The organism is Hymenobacter qilianensis, assembly GCF_014489555.1.
GTDB lineage: Bacteria > Bacteroidota > Bacteroidia > Cytophagales > Hymenobacteraceae > Hymenobacter > Hymenobacter qilianensis.
On sequence record NZ_CP060784.1, the window covers coordinates 226,329 to 249,132 of the forward strand.

Genomic DNA, 22,804 nt, shown 5'->3' on the forward strand with positions numbered 1-22,804 from the left:
TATCTATTCAGCTATGACCATTCTTAAAAATACGCTTACCGCCGCGGCGCTTTGCTCGGCCCTGACTGGTGCTGCTCAGAACGATTACCAGAAAACCGTAACGGCTTCCTACAAAGGCAATATCTTCAAGCCCGGCCAGGTGGAAGCCACCGACGCCCGCGTGGCGCAGTTGAAAGCCCCCGCTGGCTTCGCCGTCACCAAGTTTGCCGACAAGCTCGAAAAACCCCGGATGCTGGCTGTGGCGCCCAACGGCGACGTGTACGTGAGCAACCGCGACAAAGGCACCGTCACGCTGCTGCGCGATACCAACAAAGACGGCAAAGCCGACCTCACCAAGCAAGTAGCCCAACGCGATAATCTGCACGGCTTGGCTTTAAAAGATGGCAAGCTCTACATAGCCGCCGTGCGCGAAGTGTACGCCGCCGACGTGAAGGCTGATGGCACGCTGAGTGAGCTAAAAACGCTCTACAAAGACCTGCCCGACGCCGGTCAGCACCCCAACCGCACCCTCAACTTTGGGCCCGATGGCAAGCTCTACCTCTCTGTGGGCAGCACCTGCAACGCCTGCGACGAGCCCAACAAGGAAAACGCTACCCTGCTGGAAATCAAGCCCGACGGTTCCGGCCGGCGCGTGGTGGCTAAGGGTTTGCGCAATACTATCGGCTTCGGCTGGCACCCTACTACCAAAGTGCTCTACGGCTTCGACCACGGCATCGACTGGCTCGGCGACGAAGACCAGCGCGAGGAGCTAAACGAGATAAAAGAAGGCGCCGACTACGGCTGGCCCTTCGTGTTTGCCGACGGCAAAGCTAACCCCGCCGACGAGCCGCCCCGCGGCCTGACCCACGAGCAGTATGCAGCCAAAACCGAGAAGCCTAAGCTGCTCTATACCGCTCACTCGGCTCCGCTGGGAATGGTATTCAACACTGGGGGGCAATTTCCGAAGGAATACCAGAACGACGCCTTCGTGACCATGCACGGCTCCTGGAACCGCGCCGAGCCCAGCGGCTACAAAATCGTGCGCGTACACTTCAACGACCAGGGCCAACCCGAAAAGTTCGAGGACTTCGTGACGGGCTGGCTGGTGAATAACAACAAGGAGCAGTTCGGCCGGGTGTGCGGCATCGCTCAGCACGCCGACGGCTCCCTATTGGTTTCCGATGACGCCAATGGAGTGATTTATCGGGTAGCGTATGCTGGAGCCGCGCCGGGGGCAAATCTGGGAAGAAAACGCAAACAGGTAGTTAAGATCAAAGATCAAAACAATTGTTGGCAATTACTTAAATTAAGTTGCGGAGCTGGGCTAGTTCCGCAACTTGAGTTACTTACTCCCAAATGCAGTTCGCTTCCGTTAGAATAATAGGCTGGCCATCCGTAATCACAATGGTATGCTCGTGCTGGGCCACAAAGCTGCCGTCTTTGGTGGCCAGCGTCCAGCCGTCGGGGAGCTGATGAGCTAGGCTGGCACGGGTGGAGATAAACGTCTCGACAGCCACCACTGATTTCTTCTTGAAACGCTTCAAGTTGTAGCGGTCGTAGTAGCAGGGTATTTCCGTGGGCTCCTCATGCAGGCTGCGCCCGATGCCGTGCCCCACCAAGTTCTTAATCACCCGATAACCCGCTTTGCGCGCTTCGCCTTCAATTAGCCCGCCGATATCAGCAATGCGTACGCCGCCGCGAATGCGGCTGAGAGCGGTGCGTAAGATCTGCCGGGAGGCATCGACCAACGGCTGGTGATTGTGAATATCAGCCCCGAGCACAAAGGAGCCGCCGTTATCGGCCCAGTAACCGTCCAGCTCCGCCGACACGTCAATGTTCACCAGGTCGCCGTGTTGCAGCACCTTATGAGCCGACGGAATGCCGTGCGCCACTTCGTTATTCACGCTGATGCACGTCCAGCCGGGAAAGCCATAGGTAAGCCGCGGAGCCGATTTAGCCCCTAATGCCGCCAGAATACGTCCGCCGTATTCATCTACCTCTTTGGTCGTCATACCCGGCTGGGCATACTCGCGCATTTGCTTCAGGGTGGTGCCTACGGCTTCGCTGATGCGCTGAAGACCGGCTAATTCTACGTGCGAGGTGATGGACATGGGGCAAAGGGTTTGGCTCTCAGATGTTGTTGCTGGTCCGCAACTTGCGTTATTTAAGCTTGGCGACGGGCGTTTTGCTGGTCATCACGCCGGCGGGTATCGTTTGAGCGGCGGCAATGTTGTCGAGGCGACTGGGTTTGGTGGCCTCGTCGCGGCCGGCGGCCAGCAATAGTTGACCGTGCTTGGCGTAGTCGTTCCAGCGGCGGCGGAAGGCGGGCTGCTCGTCGGTGGCCTTCGGAAAATAAGCCCATTCTTCTACTAGGTTGGTGGCTTTATTGACCAGTATCTCGTAGCGGTTTTGGGGCGTCACGCCTACGTTTTTGAAGGTCATTTGCAGGATGTCGGCCGCGGCGCCGTCCATGGTTTTGCCTTCGCCTTTGTACGTCAGCGTCACGCCGGAATCTTTGAGCTTAAAGGGCATCACGAGCCAGTAGGAGTTGTTTATCCAGATGGGCGTGAGCCGGTCGAGCACTTTTTGGCCGGCGGGCGTGGCCGAAATATCCTGGCCGCGGCTGTACACTTCGCCTTTCTTGGTGTTGAGGTTGTAGTTGGCTACCAGCGTGTCGCGTTCCCAGTGAAAGTCGCCAGTGTATTTGTCCCAAATCTGATATTGCCCCCCAAAGAAGCTCCAGGCCAAATAGCGGGTATTGCGCCAGGCATCGTAGCCGCCCATGGCGTTCATTACCTTATCGGCAATAGCGATGGCCTTTGGATCGGAGCCGGCCTGGTCGAACCCTTCGGCGGCTGGGTAAGACCCTTTCTTCGTCTGCGTTTTTTGGGCCTCAGCCGAGCCAGTCAGCATCAGCATACTGAAAACGGCAACGGCAGCCAGGCGCGGAAATAAAGAAAACGGACGCATAGAATAAGGTAATAAAGTGGGTAGAGGCCAAGAGCGGCGGCACTGCAAGATACAGCCAAGTTTCGTCCTTTAGCACAGCACGAGTCCGCCGCAGAACGTCATGCAGAGCGGAGCGAAGCATCTCGCGTGCTGACATTAGTTTACTATTGCAACGAAGCGGGCGAGATGCTTCGCGTTGCTCTGCATGACCGCCTTTTAGCTCACAACCTCTGCCCACGAGCTGCTTCGCTGCGCGCTGCATGACGTTCTTTTTGTGCTAGCCCCGTGGTATAATTCATCACTAAATAGGCAGCTTTTGTAGCTTTGAACTTCTATGGCCGCCCTCCCACCCGACCTGCGCAAAGCGCTGCTGAGTTTGCCCCAAAAGGAAAAAGATCAGCTCCTTACCCGCCTCGTAAGTCAGGACGCGGTGCTTACGGAGCAGCTGGCTTTCCGCTTGCTCGAAGGCCCGGAGGCGCTGGACGACCGCCGCACCTTTCTGCGCACCCAGATCGATGACCCCATTCGCGGCTACCACCAAACGCCCAATGACCTGCTGGTGATTGTGCGCCAGCTACAGGCACGGATTGGCTACCACGCCAAAATTACGGGCGACACTTTCGGCGAAGTAGAGCTGACGGTGCGCCTGCTCAACCGCGTATTAGAACACCAGCCCGCCACCGTGGCTCGCCTGCACGGACCCACCCAACCGCTGCTTCAGCACCTGGCCCGCCGTGCGCAGGAGGCTCTGCGGCAAGCGGAGAAGCTCCACCCCGACTATCACCTGGAGCTGGCCGATGACGTTAACCTGCTGCTCACCGGCCTGTGGGCATCGGGGGCGGCACCGCTGGCGCGGGAGCTGGGCCTGCCGCCGCGCTGGGGGGCAATTTGACGCCTAGCTTCCTGATAAATCAATAATGAAGAAGTAAGGACGACGACCAACTTCCTCCTGACCAAGCAGAGTATATTTCCGCTAAGCGAAATTTGGGGTGGTTGTAGACGTTGGCGGGCATCCTTTATTTGGCAAAAACAGTACATAGAAACAGTTCCTCCATCTATTATCCGGTGGTGAGCCCGCGCGGGCTGCCGCTTTTGCCGAACCTATATGTCGTACACTCCCAAACCCGAAAATATGCGCGTGCCCAACCACCTCTCCGACGCTGAGCTGCAACAGGCATTGGATGAGTTGGATAGCAAAATCAAGACGCTCCAAAACCGCGCCCACGCCACCACAGCCAGCTCGCACCACACCTACCATGAGCACGTGGCGGCCCTGGAAGTAAAGCGTGCCAAGCTGGCCGAAATGCTGGGCCGGGATACCGACAGCACAAAGCGCGAATCCAGCACCTGGGACGAAATCCGGCGCGGCATTGATACGCTGCGCGACGATTTGCGCAACCTGATTTAAAGTGGTGAAATTGTGAGGGGTAAAGTTGTGAAAGTTTATGCTTGTTGTTTTCAGCACTTCGCAACTTCACTCCTCATAACTTCACTCTTCGCACCCTCACAATTTGCTATGAAAAACATCTTCTCCCTGGCTGCTTTCGCCGCCTTACTCCTGCTGTTGCCGGCCTGCACAGCCCAGGAAAGCTATCAGAATGCCGCCAGCTGCGCCGAAGTAGAAATCGGTATGACGCAGGAGCAGGTACGCCGCATAATGGGTGAGCCTACGGGCCGCGACACCACTACTGCACCGGGCCAAACGTGGTCTTACCTCTTCGGCAGCGCTACCGACACTACTCCCATCCGCATCGAGTTTGGCGACGATGGGAAAGTCAAAGCTAAGCAGTGCGCGCCCGAAGCGTCCGGCTCCGAGCGCCCGACAGGCAACTAAGCTCATCAAGCTTCAGTCTTATAGAAAAGCCCCCAAGTCGCTTGGGGGCTTTTCGTGAAATACGCTTTTTCCATTCAGCCGATTTATTCACCACTAATCCGCCGCAGTTACCGTTCACTGAAATTCCGTTTCCGGGGGCAAATCCACGACTAGGTTTGAGTCAGTCATTCATCTCAACCCTTACAGCCGTGAACCACTTTTCCTCCTTCCGCCAGTATTGCTACTCGCTCATTCTGCTTTTGCTGCTGAGCTTCTGCCTGCCGGTTCTCCTTTTTGCTGCCGACAATCCGGCCGCGCATCCATCTTTTTCGGTGAAAGTAACGGGCAAAGGCCGGCCGATGCTTCTGATTCCGGGCCTCACCTGCCCCGGCGCCGTGTGGGACGAAACGGTGGCGCGCTACCAGAAGCAGTACCAGTGCCACGTAGTTTCGTTAGCGGGCTTTGGGGGCCAGCCGGCGCAGGCAGCCGTGCCGGAGCATCTGCTCCAAAGCGTCCGCGACGAGCTGCTCACCTACATCAAAACCCAGAAGCTAAACCGGCCAATAGTGCTGGGACACAGTCTGGGGGGCTTTTTGGGCCTTTGGATGAGCACCACCGCGCCGGACGCCATCGGGCCGCTGGTTATCGTCGACTCGCTCCCTTTCCTGGCGGCCGTGCAGAATCCGGCCCTTACTGCCGAAGCCGCCAAGCCGATGGCCGAAGGAATGCGCCAGCAAATGACGGGGGGCAAAATGCCCGTGGCCGCGCAGCGCCAGATGGTAGCCGGCCTGATAACCGACACGGCCCGCATCACTCAGGCCACGCGCTGGGGCCAGGCCTCCGACGCCCGCACCGTGGCCCAGGCCATGTATGATATGTACACCACCGACCTGCGCGCCGACCTGGGCCGCATACAACAACCTGCGCTGGTGCTTGGCGCCTGGGCTGCCTACAAAGCCTACGGCTCGACCAAAGAGAGCACCCGCGCCATTTTTGCCCAGCAATACGCCAAGCTGCCCCAGCATCGCATCGACATGTCGGAGGACGGCAAGCACTTCCTGATGTGGGACGACACGGCGTGGTTTTTCGCCCAAACCGATGCATTTTTAAAGCAAAATGGTATTGCCAAAAAATAGCGGTTTCCCTCCTTCTGCACCGTCAATCAGAAGTGTAGCTGAATGCTGGTGTAGAAGGCAATATTACTCACTGAAAAAGCCCTGAAAATCAACTAGCAATGGTACTCGAAAAGGACTTCACAGCGCTGAAGCTGGAACTGTCGGTGAAGGCAAAAAACGGCGTTGATTTTATTGTGGCGGCCAGCATATTGTGGTCAGTTATTACCGTTATCTGGATGCAGCCGAACCCGCCGGGTCGCAATGCGCTATTCACGCTTATCGTTGGGGGCGCGATGCTTCCTTTGGCGCTTACTTTTTCTAAAATATTCAAGACCAATTGGAAGGTAAAAAGCAATCCGCTGCAGCCATTGGGCTTGTGGCTGAATTTTGCTCAGCTCTTTTATTTTCCTTTTCTATTTTTTGTTTACATAAAACAGCCTCAATACTTTATCATGACTTATGGCATTATAACCGGCGCCCACTTTTTTCCTTACGCCTGGTTTTATAATGTAAAAGCGTACGCGATTATGGCTGGCGTTATTGCCTTTGGCTGCATGTTTATCGGCTTAAATGTTACTGTCGAAGACCTGTATTTAATTCCGCTTTTTGTCACCGTTTCGCTTGTGGTCCTGAGCCTTATGATTTCTGTTTCTTACCAAAAAAACAAAGTGCTTTATAGCGGCCTTGCTGCACCCGTAAATCAGCCGGCAAAAGAGCAATTTGCTTAACTTAATTGACCGTCATGCAGAGGCGGAGCCGAAGCATCTCGCGGGCTGATGTTGTGGTGGTAATTACCTAAAAGAACGTCATGCTGAGCGAAGTTGAAGCATCTCTACTGGTTAGTAGAATCAATACCATTGCAACGAAGCGGTAGAGATGCTTCGACTTCGCTCAGCATGACAATTACTGTGGCAACATCAGCCCGCGAGATGCTTCGGCTCCGCCTCTGCATGACGGTCGATTAGCTAATATGCTAGCTTAATAGTCACACTTGGTGTATAATTCAGCTTCGTTTTAGCTCGACACTTCCCTATGTCCTTTTCATTCTCCCGACGTCGGCTTTACTGGACCTTGCAGATTGTATGCTGGGGGCTATTTGGGGCATTAGGCACCTTAATTATTGTGCTCACAGGGCAGAAGATTACGCCTGGCATGCTGGCGACGCAGGCGTTTATGATGGGCCTTTACATCGCCACCACGCACGGCTTGCGTGCGCTTATTCGGCGAGGCAATTGGCTGAAGCTGTCGGTGCCGAAAGTATTGCTGCGGTTACTGCCGCTCAACCTAACACTCGCTTTGTTGACGCAATGTGTGGTCTGTGTACTGATGATTTATGGATTGAAAGTCTTCACTTTGGAGCAATTCCGGTGGAGCTACCTGCTGCTGTACACCTTAAACATGAACTTCGTATTCTGGCTTTGGTCGGGTTTGTACTTCAGCCTTCATTACCTCGACAACTACAAGCAGGCCGACATTGATAAATGGAAGCTAACTGCCGCCGTGCGCGAAGCCGAGATGCGCACGCTCAAGGCCCAAATCAATCCGCACTTCATGTTCAATGGCCTGAACAACATCCGGGCCCTGGTGACGGAAGACCCGCTCCGCGCCCGCGAGATGATTACGCACCTGTCGGATTTGCTGCGCTACTCCATTCAACTCAACAGCACCGAGCAGGTAACTCTGGCCCGCGAGCTGGAAATTGTGGAGCATTATCTGGAGCTGGAAGCGGTGCAGCTGGAGGAGCGCCTGACCTATTCTCTCGATATAGACCCTGCCGCCTTGGAGGTGCTTATTCCGCCCATGACCTTGCAGCTTTTGGTGGAAAACAGCATCAAGCACGGCATCGCGCCCCGGCCCGCTGGGGGACAAATTACCATCAGCGCCCGCCTCAACGACGCCCACGAGCTGCTATTGGTGAAGGTGCGAAACACGGGCCGCTACCTGCCCATTCCCGGCCACGAGGGCGTAGGGCTGCGCAACGCACGCGAACGGCTGCAACTTTTATTTGGCCAGAAAGCCGGCCTTTCTATTGGCAATGACGCCACCACGCCTGATGTCGTGACGGCCCAGCTCCAACTTCCGCTCACCACCCAACTGCACCCGGCATGAACGCCCTGCTCATCGACGATTCCCGCCTGGCCCGCACCGAGCTGCGCCACCTCCTGCAAGCCTTCCCCGATGTAGCCGTGGTAGGCGAAGCCAAAAACGCCGCCGAAGCCCGCACCCAAATCCAGGTGCTCAATCCTGACCTTCTGTTTCTGGACATCCACATGCCCGGCGGCAGTGGCTTTGAGCTGCTGGCTTCTTTGGAAATTGCCCCCCAGGTTATCTTCACCACCGCCTACGACGAGTACGCTCTGCGCGCTTTTGAGGTCAACGCTTTGGATTATCTGCTCAAGCCAGTGCAGGAAAACCGCCTGGCCGCCGCCCTCGATAAAGCCCGCACCCAGAGTACAGCGCCGCCCATTTTGCCCCCCACCGAGCCCGCCGCCACTCCGCTCAATGCCAACGACCAGGTATTTGTGAAAGACGGCGAGCGGTGCTGGTTTGTACGCCTCTCCGACATTAAGCTGTTCGAAATCAACGGCAGCTACACTCAAATCTACTTCAACGACTGCCGTCCGCTCATTCCTCGCACCCTACAGCACCTCGAAACCCGCCTTGATCCTAAAGTCTTCTTCCGCGCCAACCGTCAGCAGATCATCAACCTAAAGTGGATTGACTCGATTGAGCCGTGGTTTAGCAACACACTTAAGATTAAGCTAAAAGACGGACCGGAGGTAGAAGTGTCGCGCCAACAGTCAGTGCGGTTTCGGGAGGTAATGAGCTTGTGAGGCCCTTCTGGCTTGTTCAACGGGGCCTCACCCCCGGCCCCCTCGCCTAGGGGTAACGCGCTTCAAGCGTTTGCGGGGGAGTCAGACGTCAGTCGTTCAACGCCGCACTTTCGGCTCGCGCCTCAAGTACGGCTACCCGTTCCATCAGCTAAGTTCAGCATCAAAAAAGCCCCCAGATATCTTCTGGGGGGCTTTTTTGCTTTATAAAACCAAGAAAAGAACGCGGTTGCGGTTGCGGAGGTGGCAGCCGACGTGGCCGCGGAGGCTGAGCGGCTGGCTCCCCCGCAAACGCTTGAAGCGCGTTACCCCTAGGCGAGGGGGCCGGGGGGTGAGGCCAATCGTTGCGCGGAGCCGGGGCCAACTAAACCGCCGCCGGCGCCGGCTCGCGGAAGCCAACCCAGGTAAAGCGCTTGATGACAAACTCAGGGTTTGTGAAGGAAGCGTTACCGGCCGGATTGCCGCCCGTCACGTGGAAATCGGAGAAGCCGGCGTTTTGGTTTACATAAATGCCCCCGTGAGGTTGAAACTTACCGGTGTGCCGGCCAGGCTCATCTCATCCATGATCTGCTCCTTTATTTCCTGGTCGGTGGTGTAGGCGCCGCAGCTAATTGCGCCGTGCTCCCGCGCCAGTTGGGCGGCCAAACGGATGCTTTCTTGGGTGTCTTTGGTCTTAATAACCAGCATAATCGGCCCAAACAGCTCCTTGCTATACTGCTCCACCTGGCTCGATTGCACCTCATAGATGCTCGGCGAGCAGGTGCGGGCATTCTGGAACGTTGGGTTGTTGACGGTGCCATGGGCCAGAATGCTGCGACCACCGTTGAGGGCCATCTGCTCTACCCGCTTCTGGGTGTCGGGATTTTGAATAGCGCCCAGCACGTGCGGACCAGCCTTCGGATTGGTAGCCAAGCCCGTAACGGCGGCAGCCAGCTTCTGCACCACTTCCTCATACGGAACCTGCGTACCATTCACGGTTACGCCGGTTTCGGGGATAAAGAAGTTTTGGGGAGCCGTGCACATCTGCCCCGAATACAGACTTACCGAGAAGGCCAGGTTTTGGGCTACCTTATCCAAATCGTCGCAGGAGTCGAGGATGATGCTGTTGACGCCGGTTTTTTCAGTGAATACGGTTTTGCCCTTTAGGCTTTCCACGTAGTCGCCAAACTGAGTACCGCCGGTGTAGTCGATGAGCTTCACGGCGGGGCTTTCGCAGAGGTCTTTGGTGATGAGGCGGTCTTCCGCGTCTACGGCCAGTTGGCAGATGTTAGAGTCGAGACCATTCTCAGCCAGTACCTTCTGCACTTCCGCCACCACAATGGCAATAGGCAATACCGCCTTAGGGTGCGGCTTGATAATGACGGGGTTGCCGGTTACCAACGAGGCGAACATGCCGGGCACCGTATTCCAGGTTGGGAAAGTGGAGCAGCCAATAACCAGCGCAACACCTTTAGGCACAGCGCGCCAGGTTTTTTGAAGCGTGATATTGTACTTGCCCATCGGCTTCTCCCAGGTTGTCTCCTCCGGGAAGCGCGTCTGCTCTTCGTAGCCAGCGGCAATGGCCTCTAAAGCCCGGTCAGCGGCGTGCGGACCTGATGCCTGGAAGGACATCATGTAGGCCTGCCCGGTGGTGTGCATGGTGGCGTAGGCAATTTCAAAAAACCGCTCCTTCATGCCATCCAATACTTCGGTGAGCAACGCGGCGCGCTGGGCGGGCTTCACTTTTCGCCACTCACCAAAAGCTTTCTCAGACCGCTCAATCAGGGTCTGGGGGGCAAAATAGGGATACTTAATGCCTAACGACTGTTGCTCATAAGGCGACTCTTCCTGACCAGCCCAGCCTTCGGGCTCGCCTTGCAGCAGCTCCGTGTAGTGCTGGTTGCGGCGGGCTTCGAAAGCTTCGCGGCCGAGGCGGTCGGCATCGGCGCCGTAGATCTCAGGCGAGGGGTTTTCGGGGAAATGAGCGAAGAAGGTACGGCCGTGTAAGGCCTTGATGGCCGTGTCGAGGGTGGACTGGTGTTTTTGGGTGGTTTCAGTCATTGTGGGGTCAAAAAAGTAACGTAGCTTGTAGATGGGTGCTGAGTGTCGTGTTTTCCTTGAAAAGTGAAACGGCGGCATGAAAAGTGTTTTCACTTTACAGAGCCTAAATTTACAGAATCCGCCCCGAACAGCCCCTATTGCATCTCGCGTATGAAGCCACGATTACTTGCTTTTATCTTTTTACTAAGTACCAGCCTGGGGCTAACGCGGACGGCTACCGCGCAACTAGGGGGAGCCCAGACGCCGGAGCCTGCTACCCAGCCGGGCACCCTGGTTTTCAAGCTTAAATCGGCCGCCGTTTCTGGTGCTCAGCCACCCGGAATTGCCCCCCAGCTGGCGGCGGCTTTGCGTGCGCTAGGGGCTACACGGGTTGAGCAAAAGTTTCCGCGGGCAGTTCCGCCCACTGCTTACCAACCCGGCTCCGTGGAGCTGCGCGGGGTGTATCAGGTCTGGTTTGCGCCTTCTGCCCCACTCCAAAAAGCCCGCTTTACTTTGCTTCAGACGGGCACCCTGGAATACGCCGAGCCTCTTTACGACCGTGGCCTCCTGCGTCAGCCCAATGACCCTTTTGCTGATTCAACGCGTAGCGATGGCCAATTTTACCTTAAAAACATTCGGGCTTACCGTGCCTGGGATGTGACGCAGGGCGATACCAGCGTCGTGATTGGGGTGCTGGATACGGGCATCGTCTTCTCGCACGAGGACATGCAAGGCCAGATAAAGTACAATTACGCCGACCCCATTGATGGAATCGATAACGACGGTGATGGCTACATCGACAACTTTCGTGGCTGGGACTTTGCCGATCAGGACAACAACCCATCGATCAGCGGTACCCGCGACCATGGCTTGCTGGTGGCCGGTCCGGCCACGGGGCGAGCCGACAATAAGCGGGGCATTGCGGGGGTAGGCTTTAAAAGCAAGCTGATGCCGATCAAAGTGTTCTCAAATAGACCTGGGGGGCCTTTTGGCGGCGGCTTTGAAGCAATCGTATATGCTGCCGACCACGGCTGCCGGGTCATCAACGTATCCTGGGGCTCGGTGGGGGGCCGGTCGCAGTACGAGCAGGACGTGATTAATTACGCCGCCATCAACCGCGATGCTGTGATTGTGGCTGCGGCCGGCAACGACGGCCGTGAGCTGGACTATTACCCGGCCAGCTACGAGAATGTAGTCTCGGTGGCCGCTCTTACCGCCCAAGACACGCAGGACGCGACCTACAGCTACCACGTTACCCTATCGGCGCCAGGCCGCGACATTCTGACCACCCGCTACGTGACCGACAGCGCTTACGCGGCCGTGCGCGGCTCCTCGTTTGCGGCCCCTATTGTGGCGGGCGCGGCGGCCTTGGTGCGGGCGCGCTTTCCGCAATACTCGGCGGTGCAGGTAGCTGCGCAGCTGCGCCAGACCACGGATGACATCTATGGTTTGGCGGCCAATGCGCCTTTTCGTGGGAAGCTGGGCACGGGCCGCCTGAATGTGCACCGCGCCGTAGCCCTCACCGACCGGCGCCAGGTGCGCGTTGTGGCCAGCCGATTTGCCCCTCAGCGCACGTATTTCCGCCCCGGCGAGGCTGTGCGCCTGACCACAGAGCTACAAAACCAGCTTCGGGCAATATCAGGGCTTACGGTCACGCTCACGTCGCTTTCGCCCTACCTGAGCGTGCAAAGCGGAACGTTTGCGGTGGGCTCGCTCGTCACGCTGGGCCGCGCTACCAATACCGCTTCGCCTTTTTTGCTGACGGTAGCGGCCTCGGTGCCCCCAAACACCCGCGCTACGCTTCGGTACAATTTCACCAGCACCGATGGCTACACCGATGAGCAATTGCTGGAGGTAGTGCTCAATCCTGATTACGTAGTACTCGATGCCGGCAACCTGCATGTCTCGTTGAACAGTCGCGGCAATCTGGCCTTCGATGATGCCTACTCTACGGTGGGAGCCGGCGTAACCTATCAGGAGGGCCCTTCGCTGTTGGCGGAAGGCGGATTGCTGGTAGGCACCTCCCCTACCCGCGTTGCCGACCGGATTCATAATGACCAAAGTAGTGGCGGGCGGTGGCGTATTGACGAAGACTTTCAAGCGCTTAGCCAAGTGGCCTTGCGCGCTCAGCCAGTGCGGGCTACCCAGGAAGCGGAGGCCAACTTCGTAAATTTGCCCCCACCGGCGAGCTGGGCGCATCGTCCGTGGGGGTGCGCATCCGGCAACGGGCTGCGGCCTGGACCGATGCGCCGCACCGCGATTACGTTGTGCTCGAATACAAGCTCACTAACATAACGCCGGACACGCTACAATCGCTGCACGCGGGCCTTTACCTCGACTGGGACCTGCCGCCGGCCATCAGCCGCAATCTGGCCGAGTGGGATGCCGCTGGTAGCTTCGGGTACGTGCGCGCCACTGGCCCCACCTCCCAATATACTGGCGTGAAGCATCTGGGTGGTGGCACGCCAACGTATTACGCCATCGACAACGAGGTTGTAACGGATGAGCCTGTAACCATGGGTAACGGCTTCAGCACAGCCGAGAAATATGCCGCCCTGAGCAGCGGCACCACCAGGCGCACAGCCGGTGCCATAGCTGGCAGCGACGTATCGCAGGTAGCGGGCGCCAGCTTGGGTACACTGGCTCCCGGCGATTCTATCAAGGTGACGTTTGCGTTGCTGGGGGGCAATTCTTTGCTGGATATACAAGCGGCGGCGGCGGCGGCCCAGAGCCGGTATCGGGCGGTGGTGCTGCCTACCCGCACGGCAGCCGCCACTACGGCGTGGCAGCTCTACCCAAACCCGACCAGCGGCAAGGTACGCCTGGAAGTGCCCGCTGGCTTTGGGGCTAATACGCTGACCGTACATAATGCACTCGGCCAGGAGCTTATGCACCAGACTCTATCTCCCACCCAATCCGCTACAGACCTGAATATGGCGGATCTGCCCAATGGCTTTTACGTGGTTCAGATCAGTGGCCTGGGGGGCAATTTGCAGCGACGGGTTGTAGTGCGGCGCTAAGCCTTGCCACCCAGGCCATACAGCTAGCCTCAACAGAACGCTGGCTACCTGTTGGTGTCATCAGTAAAACGCCCGGCAGAACCGGGCGTTTTTATGCGCTATAATGTAACCCAGGAGTTGTGCATTGCCCATTGGTTTGGCAGCCACCTCACCGCATTTAAGCGCGCCGCAAATACTCCTACAGGCGCGGTGGCAGCGACCGCACCAAAGCCGACTTTTTGGTCACCAATGCATGAATAACGTGCGTCACTACGCCCCACACATCCAGGCGCGCCCCGGCCAGTACCTCCAATGCTGGATAGTCTTCGTTTTCCGCTTCAAGCCAGATACGGTCGTCGCGCAGGCGCAGGCGCTTCAGCGTATGCTCACCGTCGACCACGGCCACCACGATATGCCCATCGGTGGGCGAGATGGCACGGTCGACAGCAATCAGGTCGCCGGCAAAGATGCCTGCCCCCACCATCGAGTCGCCCGTAACGCGGGCCAGGAAAGTGGAAGCGGGGTTGGTAAACAAATGCCGGGACAAATCGAGGGCTGCTTCCTGATGGTCATCGGCCGGTGCAGGAAAGCCAGCCGGCACCGGACAGGCATAAAATGGCAACTCGAGATTCAGGCTCTCCAGCGGAAAATCATAGATCAGAACAGCACTCATCAGCTAGGGGCGGCTTGTACCTGCCCGGGCTGCTATTTACTAAATAAATTAGTAAATAGTTCCGTCTATCTTATTTAAAACCTTGATTAAACAATTTGATTAGCGTAAGGCTTATATATTTAGACAAGCCTAAATTAAACCCTGAGATATATTTACACTCTATATATGTACTGAGATTAGGTGTCAAATTTGACTAATATTTTTAGCTTATCAAGAAAATCAGTATCTTTGTATATGTCGAAAGTAAAGCTTCCTACCCCGCTTCCTGTTCAGCAATACGCACGGTGCGTAGATGACAGCCGCCGCCCCGCCGACTACATCGGCGACTGGCCCACGGCCCAGCAGGTGTACCCGGTACGTGTGCTTCCCAACGCCCGTACCAGGCAGCCGCAGGTCCACGTTTTAGGCTTTTACGCCGAGCGTCCTTATGGTGCATTTGCCCCCCACCGCTTCGAAATGGTGGCGCAGGTGTGGTTGAATTAACCAATTCACTTTTTCGTCAACTCATCTTAGCCTTTCGGCTGCTTCCCTGTATCGGGAGCAGCCGTTTTTGTTTTTACCGGCTGGCTAATTAATGGTCGGGCTTGGGTGAGTTTCTATGCTGGGGGCATTTCTGCCTTCCCTATTCGGAGGCTGGCTTCGCTTATAATTTAAGTTGGCAGTACATCGCCTTTTCGCGGCCAAATCATGGCTGATATTTTCGGCAGCCATTCCAAGAATATATTTGGAAATAATTTTCCCTTATGGAACAGCCCAACGAACAGATTTACAGCATTCCGGCTCCCTACCGCCGCATGGAAAACATGCACATTCTCTTCTGGCTGCTAAAAGATATTGGCTGGTGCATTATCTGGAAGCCGCTTGCGCTCAGCATGATTATTCCAACGCTGAGTATTGCCCTGATTATCACCTGGCGCACCCGCACCATCAAGGCTGAGCTGGCCCACAACCTGGCCATCGTGTTCTGGATTAGTGCCAACTCCTACTGGATGATCAGCGAGTTTTTCAACTTCGAAGCCGTTCAGGTGTGGGGCAGTGTTACCGGCAAGCACATGGCGCTGATTCCGTTTCTGCTGGGCCTTTTGACTTTGCTCTACTACTATCTGGTGCAGAAGCCACGCGAGGCTCGGCTGGAGCCAGTGGTTACTGTGTAGATTCACTTTGTGAAGACTAAAGGCTTGTATGAAGCGTTTGGCTAATGAACATAAAAAAGCGGCTTCTCTGAATAGAAAAGCCGCTTTTTTTAAGCAAAGTCGAATCTTACTTCTGCGACAACTCAGCCGCACCCGATTCCTTTAAGCGAATCAGGTTCAGCGCCGAACCAGCCTTGAACCACTCAATCTGACCTTGATTGTAGGTATGGTTCAGGTTGATCAGATCCGTATCGCCGTCGGCGTGGTGCAGACGGGCCTGAATCTGGCTGCCGGGCGCGAAGCTCGTCAGACCAATGATATCAATCACGTCGTTTTCCTCGATCAGGTCGTAATCGGCCTTATTGGCAAAAGTGAGCGCCAGCATGCCCTGCTTCTTCAGGTTGGTTTCGTGAATACGAGCAAACGACTTCACAATAACCGCCCGTACGCCCAGATGGCGGGGTTCCATGGCAGCGTGCTCACGCGAAGAGCCTTCGCCGTAGTTCTCATCACCCACGACCACCGAGCCAATACCCATCGACTTGTAGGTGCGAGCTACCTGCGGCACAGTGTTGTATGGATTGCCTTGGGTTACCTGATCCCTCACAGAATTGGCCTCGCCGTTGAAAGCGTTGGTAGCCCCGATGAGCATGTTGTTGGAGATGTTGTCCAAGTGACCACGATACTTCAGCCACGGGCCAGCCATGGAAATATGGTCGGTGGTGCACTTGCCCTGCGCCTTGATGAGCAGGCGCAACCCTTTCAGGTCAACTCCTTCCCACGGCTTGAAGGGCTCCAGCAGCTCCAGGCGGTCCGACTCCGGATCAACGATTACCTGCACGCCCAGGCCATTCTCGGCGGGCGCCTGGTAACCGGCATCTTCCACATCGTAGCCCTGGGGGGCATTTCTACGCCCGTTGGCTCATCCAGTCTCACCTGCTGACCATCTTTGGTTGGCAGCGTGTCGGTGAGCGGGTTGAAGGTCAGGTCGCCGGCAATGGCGAAGGCCGTCACGATTTCGGGCGAGGCCACGAAAGCGTGCGTGTTCGGGTTGCCGTCGTTGCGCTTGGCAAAGTTGCGGTTGAAGCTCGTGATGATGGAGTTCTTGCGCTTGGGATCGTCGGAGTGACGGGCCCACTGCCCGATGCACGGACCGCAGGCGTTAGCCAGCACCACGCCGCCCATCTGGGCAAACGTATCGAGCAAGCCGTCGCGCTCCACGGTATAGCGCACCAACTCAGAGCCAGGCGTTACGGTGAATTCTGCGTTTACCGTCAGGCCTTTCTGCACGGCCTGGCCGGCAATGGAAGCGGCACGGGTAATGTCTTCGTAGGAAGAGTTGGTGCACGAACCGATCAAGCCTACTTCCAGCTTTGCGGGCCAGCCATTCTCACGAACGGCCGCAGCAAACTGCGAGATTGGCCACGCGGCGTCCGGGGTGAACGGACCGTTTACATAAGGCTCCAGCGTGTTCAGGTCGATTTCGATCAGCTGATCGTAGAAGTTTGCGGGGTTGGCATACACCTCGTCGTCGGCGCGCAAGTGCTGGGCCACGCCGTTGGCGAGGTCCGCGATTTCGGCCCGGCTGGTGCCGCGCAGATAATCCGCCATCTTCTCATCGTAGCTAAACACCGAGGTAGTAGCACCGATTTCAGCGCCCATGTTGCAGATAGTGCCTTTGCCGGTAGCCGAGAGACTGTTTGCGCCATCACCGAAGTATTCAACAATAGCACCGGTACCGCCTTTCACGGTCAGGATGCCGGCTACGCGTAGAATCACGTCTTTGGCAGAAGTCCAGCCATTAAGCCGGCCGGTCAGCTTCACGCCAATCACTTTCGGGAACTTCAGCTCCCAAGCCATGCCGGCCATTACATCCACGGCATCTGCACCGCCCACGCCAATGGCAATCATGCCCAGCCCGCCCGCGTTCGGCGTGTGCGAGTCCGTCCCGATCATCATACCGCCGGGGAAGGCGTAGTTTTCGAGTACTACCTGGTGAATAATACCAGCGCCGGGCTTCCAGAAGCCGATACCGTATTTATTGGAAACAGAAGCAAGGAAATCATATACCTCACGGTTTTCCTCGTTGGCCTGAGCCAAGTCGGCATCGGCGCCTACGCGGGCCTGAATGAGGTGGTCGCAGTGTACGGTGCTGGGAACGGCGGTTTTGTCTTTGCCGGCCTGCATGAATTGCAGCAGGGCCATCTGGGCGGTAGCATCTTGCATGGCCACGCGGTCGGGGGCGAAATCGACGTAGGAAACGCCGCGCTCGTAGGCTTGCTGCACTTTGCCACCATATAGGTGAGCGTACAGGATTTTCTCGGTCAGAGTAAGCGGACGGCCAACGGCAGTGCGGGCGGCTTCGATGCGCTCGCCCATGCCAGCGTACACGGCCTGAATCATTTCTAAGTCAAACGCCATAGTCGGGAGGGAAAAAGGGTAAAGTGGTAGGCTTCTTAGAAGCAGTACGCAAATATAGGCGGCCGACGTTGCGGTGCATACATTTTATCTTTGCGAACCTATCTTGCTAAAACCTAAAATTGCCCCCCACAGTTTCAGTCTGTGTTTCCTTCGTATTTCCTCCTCTTTATGTCGCTGCGTTCTAAATTTTGCCCCCCAGCTTTAGCTACTGCCTTGCTGTTGAGCCTGGGGGCTTGCCAATCCAATTCCTCGTCTGAAAAAACCGCTGCTGTGCAAAACGAATCCGGCGCTGCTTCCGCCCTCAAGCCCGGCACGTGGCGCGCGGTACTCTCCACGCAGGGTCAGGAAATTCCGTTTTTGTTTGACGTGGAAGCCGTGGGGGGCAAATCTGTGGTGTATCTGCGCAACGGGGAGGAGCGCCTGAAGCTCGACGAAATCACCACGGCCGGCGACTCAACTACCATTACCCTGGGCGTATTCGATGCGGCCTTGGTTGTGCGTCCCGATGGAGCCGATAAGCTGAAAGGCACGTGGGTGAAGTACGACGCGCCGGAGCCGTATAGGGTGCCGTTCACGGCCACGCTTGGGGGGCAAAAATTATTCCCCGCCGCCTCGGGCAAGCCACAGTCGTTCGATGGTACCTGGAGCGTGACGTTTAAAGATAATGAGGGACAGACGTATCCTGCCGTGGGCGTGTTCAAGCAAAATGGCAGCGACATAAAAGGCACTTTCCTGACAACTACCGGCGATTATCGTTACTTAGATGGGCAAGTTGATGGCAATAAGCTCCAGCTTTCCACATTCGATGGCAACCACGGCTACTTGTTTACAGCCACGCGCAACAGCGACACGAACACTATCATCAACGGCGATTTCTACAGCGGCAAAAGCGGCCATGAAACCTGGACGGCCAAGCTCGACGCCAACGCCAAACTCCCCGATGCCAACTCGCTCACGTTCCTGAAGCCTGGCGAGAAAAAGCTCGACTTCAAATTCCCCAACATCTACGAAGGCGGTTCCATCTCCCCTTCCGACCCCAAGTACAAAGGCAAAGTAGTGGTGGTGCAGCTGCTCGGCTCCTGGTGCCCCAACTGCATGGACGAGACCAATTTTCTGGCTCCCTGGTACGAGAAAAATAAAAGCCGCGGCGTGGAAGTAATCGGCCTTGGCTTCGAGCGCAGCCCCGACCAGAAAAAAGCTGCCCAACGCCTCATTAAAATGAAGGAGCGCCTCAACGTTGGCTACGACCTGGCCGTGGCCGGCATCGCCGACAAAGACGCGGCCGGCAAAGCGCTGCCCCAAATCAACAAAGTGCTGGCCTTCCCCACTACCATCATTCTGGATAAAAAAGGCGACGTGCGGAAGATTCACACTGGCTTTTCCGGCCCCGGCACCGGCAAGTATTACGATGAGTTTGTAGCCGATTTCAACAAGACCATCAATCAGCTGGTGAAAGAGTAGAATTGGCTGCGCCTGAACAGCAAGAAGCCCGTTTCCTAGTCTGGAAACGGGCTTCTTGCTGTTTTAAAGAACTTATCAAACTGAGCAAACCAGCTAGTAGTCTGCTGTTACCTGAGCTGACTACCGCTGCCGCTCCAGCAGCACAATTGGCGCGTCGTGATAGGTAGTGCGGGCAAACTCCTGAAAACCGAATTTGCGGGCCAGGCTCAGGGAAGCCACATTTTCGGGGTCGATGATGCAGGTCAGGCGGGCGGTAGGGAAGCGGGGCTCGATCCAATCCAAAGCGGCTTGCACGGCTTGTGAGGCGTAGCCCCGGCCGTGCAGACGCGGATCGAGGACCCAGCCGCCCTCCAGGGTGCCTTTGAGCGAAGGCGTCAGGTCGCGCTGAAAATCGAAGAAACCCACCGAGCCGACGTACTGGCCCGTTGCTTTTTCCTCAATGGTCCAGCTTCCGTACCCAAACATCGCCCAGTGTCCTAGCTGGCTTAGCATGCGCCGCCATACGTCTTCCTCCGTGTGCGGCTTGCCGCCCAGAAAGCGGTAGAAGCCGGGTTGCTGGTGTAGGGCTGCGGCCGCTGGCAGATCGTCGGGTTGCGGGCCACGCAGCAGCAAGTCGGGCGTTTCGAGCGAGGGCACCAGCGGCGCGGGCGCATCGCGTAAGGTTAGCATAGACACAGGGCTGAGATTATTATAGTGGCGAGCAGGTAAATATAGAATTCAAAATACCTTGGGAAAGCTGCTACGCCTTGCGCCGCCGAAAGCGCACCCGGATTTCCTGGCGTGGCCGGAGCGTAATCAGCGGCATCAGGTCAACGGGTGGCTGCTCAATCCGCTCTACCTCGAAGCGGCGCAGCATTTCCAGTAGAACCAGCTGCATTTCGGTGAGAGCAAACTGATTGCCAATGCACAGACGCGGGCCGCCGCCAAACGGAATGTAGGCATACGGTGCCTGTTGGCGCAGCTGATCAGGACCAAAGCGCTCCGGGCGAAAAGCTTCGGGCTCATCCCAGAGCTTCGCAGAGTGATGAATGCCATACAAATACCCCGAAATAAGCGTGCCTTTGGGCAGGGCAAGTCCATTGTAGCTGTCATCGGCGGCGGCTACGCGATCCAGAATCCAGGCGGGTGGGTAAAGGCGCATAGTTTCCTGAATGACTTGCAGAGAATAGCCTAGACCCGGCAAATCGGCGAAAGTGGCGGGCCGGTCACCAAGCACCTGGTCCATTTCGGCCCGCAGCTTGGCCACCACCTCCGGATGCTGAGCCAGCAGATACCACAGCCACGACAACGCATTTGCGGATGTTTCGTGGCCGGCTACCAGAATGATGGCGGCTTCATCCAGCACTTGCTCCTCGGTCATGGGTTCGCCGTTGTCCTCGTAGCGGGCATCGAGCAGCATTTGCAGCAGGTCGTCGGGCGCGGGGCCGCTGGACTGCTGGCGCTGCCGGATGTATTGGCGCACGATGTCGCGCAGCTCGGCTGCCAGGTGGTCGTGGCGCCGAAATTGCCCCCTGGCGTGCTGCCAGGGCCGCAAATACGGCTGGCGCACTGTGCGCACATAAAAGGCCTGAATAGCCGTGAGCAGTTCGGCCATGCGCTGCAACTGCGCCTCGGCTAGGCTGTTGCTAAATACCGAACGCGCGATGATCCGAAACGCCGTGGTCGTCATTAGCTCGTGCACTGCTACTTCCACCGCGCCTCCTTGCTTGGCTGCTTCGCGCTCCAACGGCTCCAGGCAGTCATTGATTTCGGCTTGCATAAGCGTAACCAAACTGCTTATGCGCTGCCGATGAAAGCCGGGCTGAATCAGGCGACGCTGCTGTAGCCAGTAGCTGCCTTCGCTGGTGAGCAGGCCGTGGCCGAGGTAGCGCGCAATGCCGTGCGATAAGTCGGACTTGGGGTAGTTGCGGTGGTTTTTCTGCAAAACATGCTGCACCAGGCCAGGGTCGCGGGTAAGCACGGTGCGCCGAATGCCCCCAGATACACCACAATCGTGTCGCCATAGGTATCGAGGTAATTATTGAGCACCGGAATAGGGTTAGCCGCCAGCGTAATGGAGTTACGCAAGGACTTCCAGCGGGGCACTACGGGCAACGACGCAAAGTGAGGAGGTGGCATACGAGCAAGCTAAGCGGGCCTCAAATTACATCTGCCTCGGCTTTTTACGTGTAGAAAAATGATCTAAAACGCCCAGCCTTATAGGTGTTGGAATTATCGTTCTGGGGGCTTTTTGGTGAATGGCAACACAAAACGCCCGAACGTGCGTACACCTCATCAACGGTGCCCACCGCGTGGCCCTACCGTTACCGCTCCCATTTATCTCCAAAACCAAACACTTCCTCCCTATGTGGATTCAGCAAAAACCCGGCACTCCTGCCCCCTCGACGAATTACAGGGCCGCACCGTAGGCCTCAAATTTGAGTGTAACCACTGCAATACCGAAGTTTTCACCGATCTGATCGGCGTGCCCGCCCCGATTTGCTGGCCAATTCCATGGAGGATGACGGCCAGTTTGAAACCGAGGAAATCAAGTGCCCCGGCTGCGACATGACACATGCTATCACCGTCCGCAGCACATTTGAAGGCGTACAGTTCGATGTGTCGGAGGTGAAGCCCGAGAGCGTGAGCTACCAGGTAGCGGAGCCCGAAGCGTAGACACTCGTTGTTGATCTGACCTTACTTTTCTATACCACCAAGCCTGACGGCTGCCTTTAGAAGGCGGTTGTCAGGCTTGGTGCTTACCGGCCCATTCTTCGCTGATGAAAGCATTTATTTTCGACCTCAATGGCACCATGATCCATGACATGGAATTTCACACCCGTGCGTGGCAATCCATCCTCAACAACGACCTGGGGGGCAATTATTCGTGGGCTGAGGTGAAACAGCAGATGTACGGCAAAAATCAGGAGCTGCTGGTGCGCGTGTTTGGCCCCGACAAGTTTTCGGCGGCCGAGATGGAAAACTTATCCTTGGAAAAAGAGAAGCGCTATCAGCAAGAGTATCAGCCGCACTTACAGCTGTTGCCTGGCTTGCCGGAGTTTCTGGAAGCCGCCCATCAGCGAGGTATTCCGATGGCCATCGGCTCGGCGGCTATTATGTTCAACATCAACTTTGTGCTCGACAATCTGAATATTCGGCATTATTTCCAGGCCATTGTCAGTGCCGATGATGTAACGCTGAGCAAGCCCCACCCCGAAACATTTCTGGAAGCCGCCCAGCAGCTGCACGTTGCGCCCGCCGACTGCATCGTGTTTGAAGACGTGCCGAAGGGCGCCGAAGCCGCTCAGAATGCCGGCATGAAAACCGTGATTCTGACCACGACACACCAGAAAGCTGAGTTCGACGAGCTGGATAACGTGCTTCATTTTGCCGCCGATTTCCACGATCCGTTTATGCAAACGCTGCTATAAA

At 56.7% G+C, this 22,804-nt stretch carries 22 protein-coding genes and 1 pseudogene; 15 read left to right on the forward strand and 8 right to left on the reverse strand.

The window, feature by feature from the left end; all coding sequences use genetic code 11:
• Positions 1-13: 13 nt before the first annotated feature.
• A complete protein-coding gene (locus tag H9L05_RS01010; protein ID WP_187732662.1) occupies positions 14-1,360 on the forward strand; it encodes a PQQ-dependent sugar dehydrogenase in 1,347 nt (448 codons plus the stop codon).
• On the opposite strand, the gene map is transcribed toward H9L05_RS01010, so the two are convergent.
• Positions 1,326-2,090 (reverse strand): type I methionyl aminopeptidase, encoded by a 765-nt coding sequence (map, locus tag H9L05_RS01015; protein WP_187732663.1) that lies wholly within the window; start codon positions 2,088-2,090, stop codon positions 1,326-1,328. The two genes, H9L05_RS01010 and map, sit on opposite strands and share 35 nt — an antisense overlap.
• Before the next feature lie 49 nt (positions 2,091-2,139).
• Positions 2,140-2,949, reverse strand: a complete 810-nt coding sequence (locus H9L05_RS01020; protein WP_187732664.1) for a DUF6503 family protein — start codon at positions 2,947-2,949, stop codon at positions 2,140-2,142.
• A 313-nt stretch (positions 2,950-3,262) separates the two neighbouring features.
• Here H9L05_RS01020 and H9L05_RS01025 point away from each other — a divergent pair, with 313 nt between their 5' ends.
• The 7 genes from H9L05_RS01025 to H9L05_RS01055 all read left to right on the forward strand — a co-directional run bounded on the left by H9L05_RS01025 (position 3,263) and on the right by H9L05_RS01055 (position 8,690).
• A complete protein-coding gene (locus H9L05_RS01025) occupies positions 3,263-3,820 on the forward strand; it encodes a hypothetical protein (protein ID WP_187732665.1) in 558 nt (185 codons plus the stop codon).
• Positions 3,821-4,033: 213 nt separating this feature from the next.
• A complete protein-coding gene (locus H9L05_RS01030; protein ID WP_187732666.1) occupies positions 4,034-4,336 on the forward strand; it encodes a sll1863 family stress response protein in 303 nt (100 codons plus the stop codon).
• Positions 4,337-4,444: 108 nt separating this feature from the next.
• Complete coding sequence (locus tag H9L05_RS01035) at positions 4,445-4,762, forward strand: outer membrane protein assembly factor BamE (protein WP_187732667.1); 318 nt, start codon at positions 4,445-4,447, stop codon at positions 4,760-4,762.
• 188 nt (positions 4,763-4,950) lie between these two features.
• Positions 4,951-5,877: an alpha/beta fold hydrolase gene (locus H9L05_RS01040; RefSeq protein ID WP_187732668.1), complete on the forward strand. Its 927-nt coding sequence runs from the start codon at positions 4,951-4,953 to the stop codon at positions 5,875-5,877.
• A 98-nt stretch (positions 5,878-5,975) separates the two neighbouring features.
• Positions 5,976-6,584 carry a DUF7010 family protein gene (locus H9L05_RS01045; RefSeq protein ID WP_187732669.1) on the forward strand — a complete coding sequence of 203 codons (609 nt, stop codon included), beginning with the start codon at positions 5,976-5,978 and terminating at the stop codon, positions 6,582-6,584.
• A gap of 304 nt (positions 6,585-6,888) precedes the next feature.
• Positions 6,889-7,965: a sensor histidine kinase gene (locus H9L05_RS01050; RefSeq protein ID WP_187732670.1), complete on the forward strand. Its 1,077-nt coding sequence runs from the start codon at positions 6,889-6,891 to the stop codon at positions 7,963-7,965.
• Positions 7,962-8,690: a LytR/AlgR family response regulator transcription factor gene (locus tag H9L05_RS01055; RefSeq protein WP_187732671.1), complete on the forward strand. Its 729-nt coding sequence runs from the start codon at positions 7,962-7,964 to the stop codon at positions 8,688-8,690. Before H9L05_RS01050 ends, H9L05_RS01055 begins: the two co-directional genes overlap by 4 nt.
• Positions 8,691-9,188: 498 nt before the next feature.
• Here H9L05_RS01055 and H9L05_RS01060 read toward each other — a convergent pair whose 3' ends face one another.
• A complete protein-coding gene (locus H9L05_RS01060; protein ID WP_223284655.1) occupies positions 9,189-10,727 on the reverse strand; it encodes an aldehyde dehydrogenase family protein in 1,539 nt (512 codons plus the stop codon).
• Between the two features lie 150 nt (positions 10,728-10,877).
• Between H9L05_RS01060 and H9L05_RS01065 the strand changes: the two genes are divergently transcribed.
• Complete coding sequence (locus H9L05_RS01065) at positions 10,878-13,001, forward strand: S8 family serine peptidase (RefSeq protein ID WP_187732672.1); 2,124 nt, start codon at positions 10,878-10,880, stop codon at positions 12,999-13,001.
• On the forward strand, positions 12,917-13,726 hold the full coding sequence (locus H9L05_RS01070) for a T9SS type A sorting domain-containing protein (RefSeq protein ID WP_187732673.1): 810 nt from the start codon (positions 12,917-12,919) through the stop codon (positions 13,724-13,726). Before H9L05_RS01065 ends, H9L05_RS01070 begins: the two co-directional genes overlap by 85 nt.
• A 178-nt stretch (positions 13,727-13,904) precedes the next feature.
• On the opposite strand, the gene H9L05_RS01075 is transcribed toward H9L05_RS01070, so the two are convergent.
• On the reverse strand, positions 13,905-14,378 hold the full coding sequence (locus H9L05_RS01075) for a LexA family protein (RefSeq protein WP_187732674.1): 474 nt from the start codon (positions 14,376-14,378) through the stop codon (positions 13,905-13,907).
• A gap of 234 nt (positions 14,379-14,612) precedes the next feature.
• On the opposite strand from H9L05_RS01075, the gene H9L05_RS01080 reads away from it, so the two are divergent.
• Complete coding sequence (locus H9L05_RS01080) at positions 14,613-14,861, forward strand: hypothetical protein (RefSeq protein ID WP_187732675.1); 249 nt, start codon at positions 14,613-14,615, stop codon at positions 14,859-14,861.
• Between the two features lie 260 nt (positions 14,862-15,121).
• Positions 15,122-15,532, forward strand: a complete 411-nt coding sequence (locus H9L05_RS01085) for a hypothetical protein (protein WP_223284656.1) — start codon at positions 15,122-15,124, stop codon at positions 15,530-15,532.
• Between the two features lie 106 nt (positions 15,533-15,638).
• Here the strand turns inward: H9L05_RS01085 and H9L05_RS01090 are convergent.
• Positions 15,639-17,932 (reverse strand): annotated as a pseudogene (locus H9L05_RS01090) (aconitate hydratase).
• Between the two features lie 270 nt (positions 17,933-18,202).
• On the opposite strand from H9L05_RS01090, the gene H9L05_RS01095 reads away from it, so the two are divergent.
• Positions 18,203-19,393, forward strand: a complete 1,191-nt coding sequence (locus H9L05_RS01095) for a peroxiredoxin family protein (protein WP_223284657.1) — start codon at positions 18,203-18,205, stop codon at positions 19,391-19,393.
• Positions 19,394-19,513: 120 nt separating this feature from the next.
• Here H9L05_RS01095 and H9L05_RS01100 read toward each other — a convergent pair whose 3' ends face one another.
• From H9L05_RS01100 to H9L05_RS22880, 3 genes are all read right to left on the reverse strand, one after another.
• Positions 19,514-20,062, reverse strand: coding sequence for a GNAT family N-acetyltransferase (locus H9L05_RS01100; protein ID WP_187732677.1), 549 nt, complete (start codon positions 20,060-20,062; stop codon positions 19,514-19,516).
• A gap of 70 nt (positions 20,063-20,132) precedes the next feature.
• Positions 20,133-21,317: a cytochrome P450 gene (locus H9L05_RS01105; protein WP_223284658.1), complete on the reverse strand. Its 1,185-nt coding sequence runs from the start codon at positions 21,315-21,317 to the stop codon at positions 20,133-20,135.
• A complete protein-coding gene (locus H9L05_RS22880) occupies positions 21,200-21,511 on the reverse strand; it encodes a hypothetical protein (RefSeq protein ID WP_223284659.1) in 312 nt (103 codons plus the stop codon). Before H9L05_RS22880 ends, H9L05_RS01105 begins: the two co-directional genes overlap by 118 nt.
• A gap of 360 nt (positions 21,512-21,871) precedes the next feature.
• Here H9L05_RS22880 and H9L05_RS01110 point away from each other — a divergent pair, with 360 nt between their 5' ends.
• Positions 21,872-22,048, forward strand: coding sequence for a hypothetical protein (locus H9L05_RS01110; protein ID WP_187732679.1), 177 nt, complete (start codon positions 21,872-21,874; stop codon positions 22,046-22,048).
• Positions 22,049-22,152: 104 nt separating this feature from the next.
• Positions 22,153-22,803: an HAD family hydrolase gene (locus H9L05_RS01115; protein ID WP_187732680.1), complete on the forward strand. Its 651-nt coding sequence runs from the start codon at positions 22,153-22,155 to the stop codon at positions 22,801-22,803.
• Position 22,804: the final 1 nt, after the last annotated feature.

Bases quoted from the DNA above. Each gene is read 5' to 3' on its own strand.
- H9L05_RS01010 (WP_187732662.1), top strand. From the start codon at position 14: ATGACCATTCTTAAAAATACGCTTACCGCCGCGGCGCTTTGCTCGGCC.
- H9L05_RS01045 (WP_187732669.1), top strand. From the start codon at position 5,976: ATGGTACTCGAAAAGGACTTCACAGCGCTGAAGCTGGAACTGTCGGTG.
- H9L05_RS01085 (WP_223284656.1), top strand. From the start codon at position 15,122: ATGGAACAGCCCAACGAACAGATTTACAGCATTCCGGCTCCCTACCGC.
- H9L05_RS01100 (WP_187732677.1), bottom strand. From the start codon at position 20,062: ATGCTAACCTTACGCGATGCGCCCGCGCCGCTGGTGCCCTCGCTCGAA.
- H9L05_RS01075 (WP_187732674.1), bottom strand. From the start codon at position 14,378: ATGAGTGCTGTTCTGATCTATGATTTTCCGCTGGAGAGCCTGAATCTC.
- H9L05_RS01060 (WP_223284655.1), bottom strand. From the start codon at position 10,727: ATGACTGAAACCACCCAAAAACACCAGTCCACCCTCGACACGGCCATC.
- H9L05_RS01065 (WP_187732672.1), top strand. From the start codon at position 10,878: ATGAAGCCACGATTACTTGCTTTTATCTTTTTACTAAGTACCAGCCTG.
- H9L05_RS01035 (WP_187732667.1), top strand. From the start codon at position 4,445: ATGAAAAACATCTTCTCCCTGGCTGCTTTCGCCGCCTTACTCCTGCTG.
- H9L05_RS01030 (WP_187732666.1), top strand. From the start codon at position 4,034: ATGTCGTACACTCCCAAACCCGAAAATATGCGCGTGCCCAACCACCTC.
- H9L05_RS01115 (WP_187732680.1), top strand. From the start codon at position 22,153: ATGAAAGCATTTATTTTCGACCTCAATGGCACCATGATCCATGACATG.
- H9L05_RS01050 (WP_187732670.1), top strand. From the start codon at position 6,889: ATGTCCTTTTCATTCTCCCGACGTCGGCTTTACTGGACCTTGCAGATT.
- H9L05_RS01080 (WP_187732675.1), top strand. From the start codon at position 14,613: ATGTCGAAAGTAAAGCTTCCTACCCCGCTTCCTGTTCAGCAATACGCA.
- H9L05_RS01025 (WP_187732665.1), top strand. From the start codon at position 3,263: ATGGCCGCCCTCCCACCCGACCTGCGCAAAGCGCTGCTGAGTTTGCCC.
- H9L05_RS01055 (WP_187732671.1), top strand. From the start codon at position 7,962: ATGAACGCCCTGCTCATCGACGATTCCCGCCTGGCCCGCACCGAGCTG.
- H9L05_RS01020 (WP_187732664.1), bottom strand. From the start codon at position 2,949: ATGCGTCCGTTTTCTTTATTTCCGCGCCTGGCTGCCGTTGCCGTTTTC.
- map (WP_187732663.1), bottom strand. From the start codon at position 2,090: ATGTCCATCACCTCGCACGTAGAATTAGCCGGTCTTCAGCGCATCAGC.
- H9L05_RS22880 (WP_223284659.1), bottom strand. From the start codon at position 21,511: ATGCCACCTCCTCACTTTGCGTCGTTGCCCGTAGTGCCCCGCTGGAAG.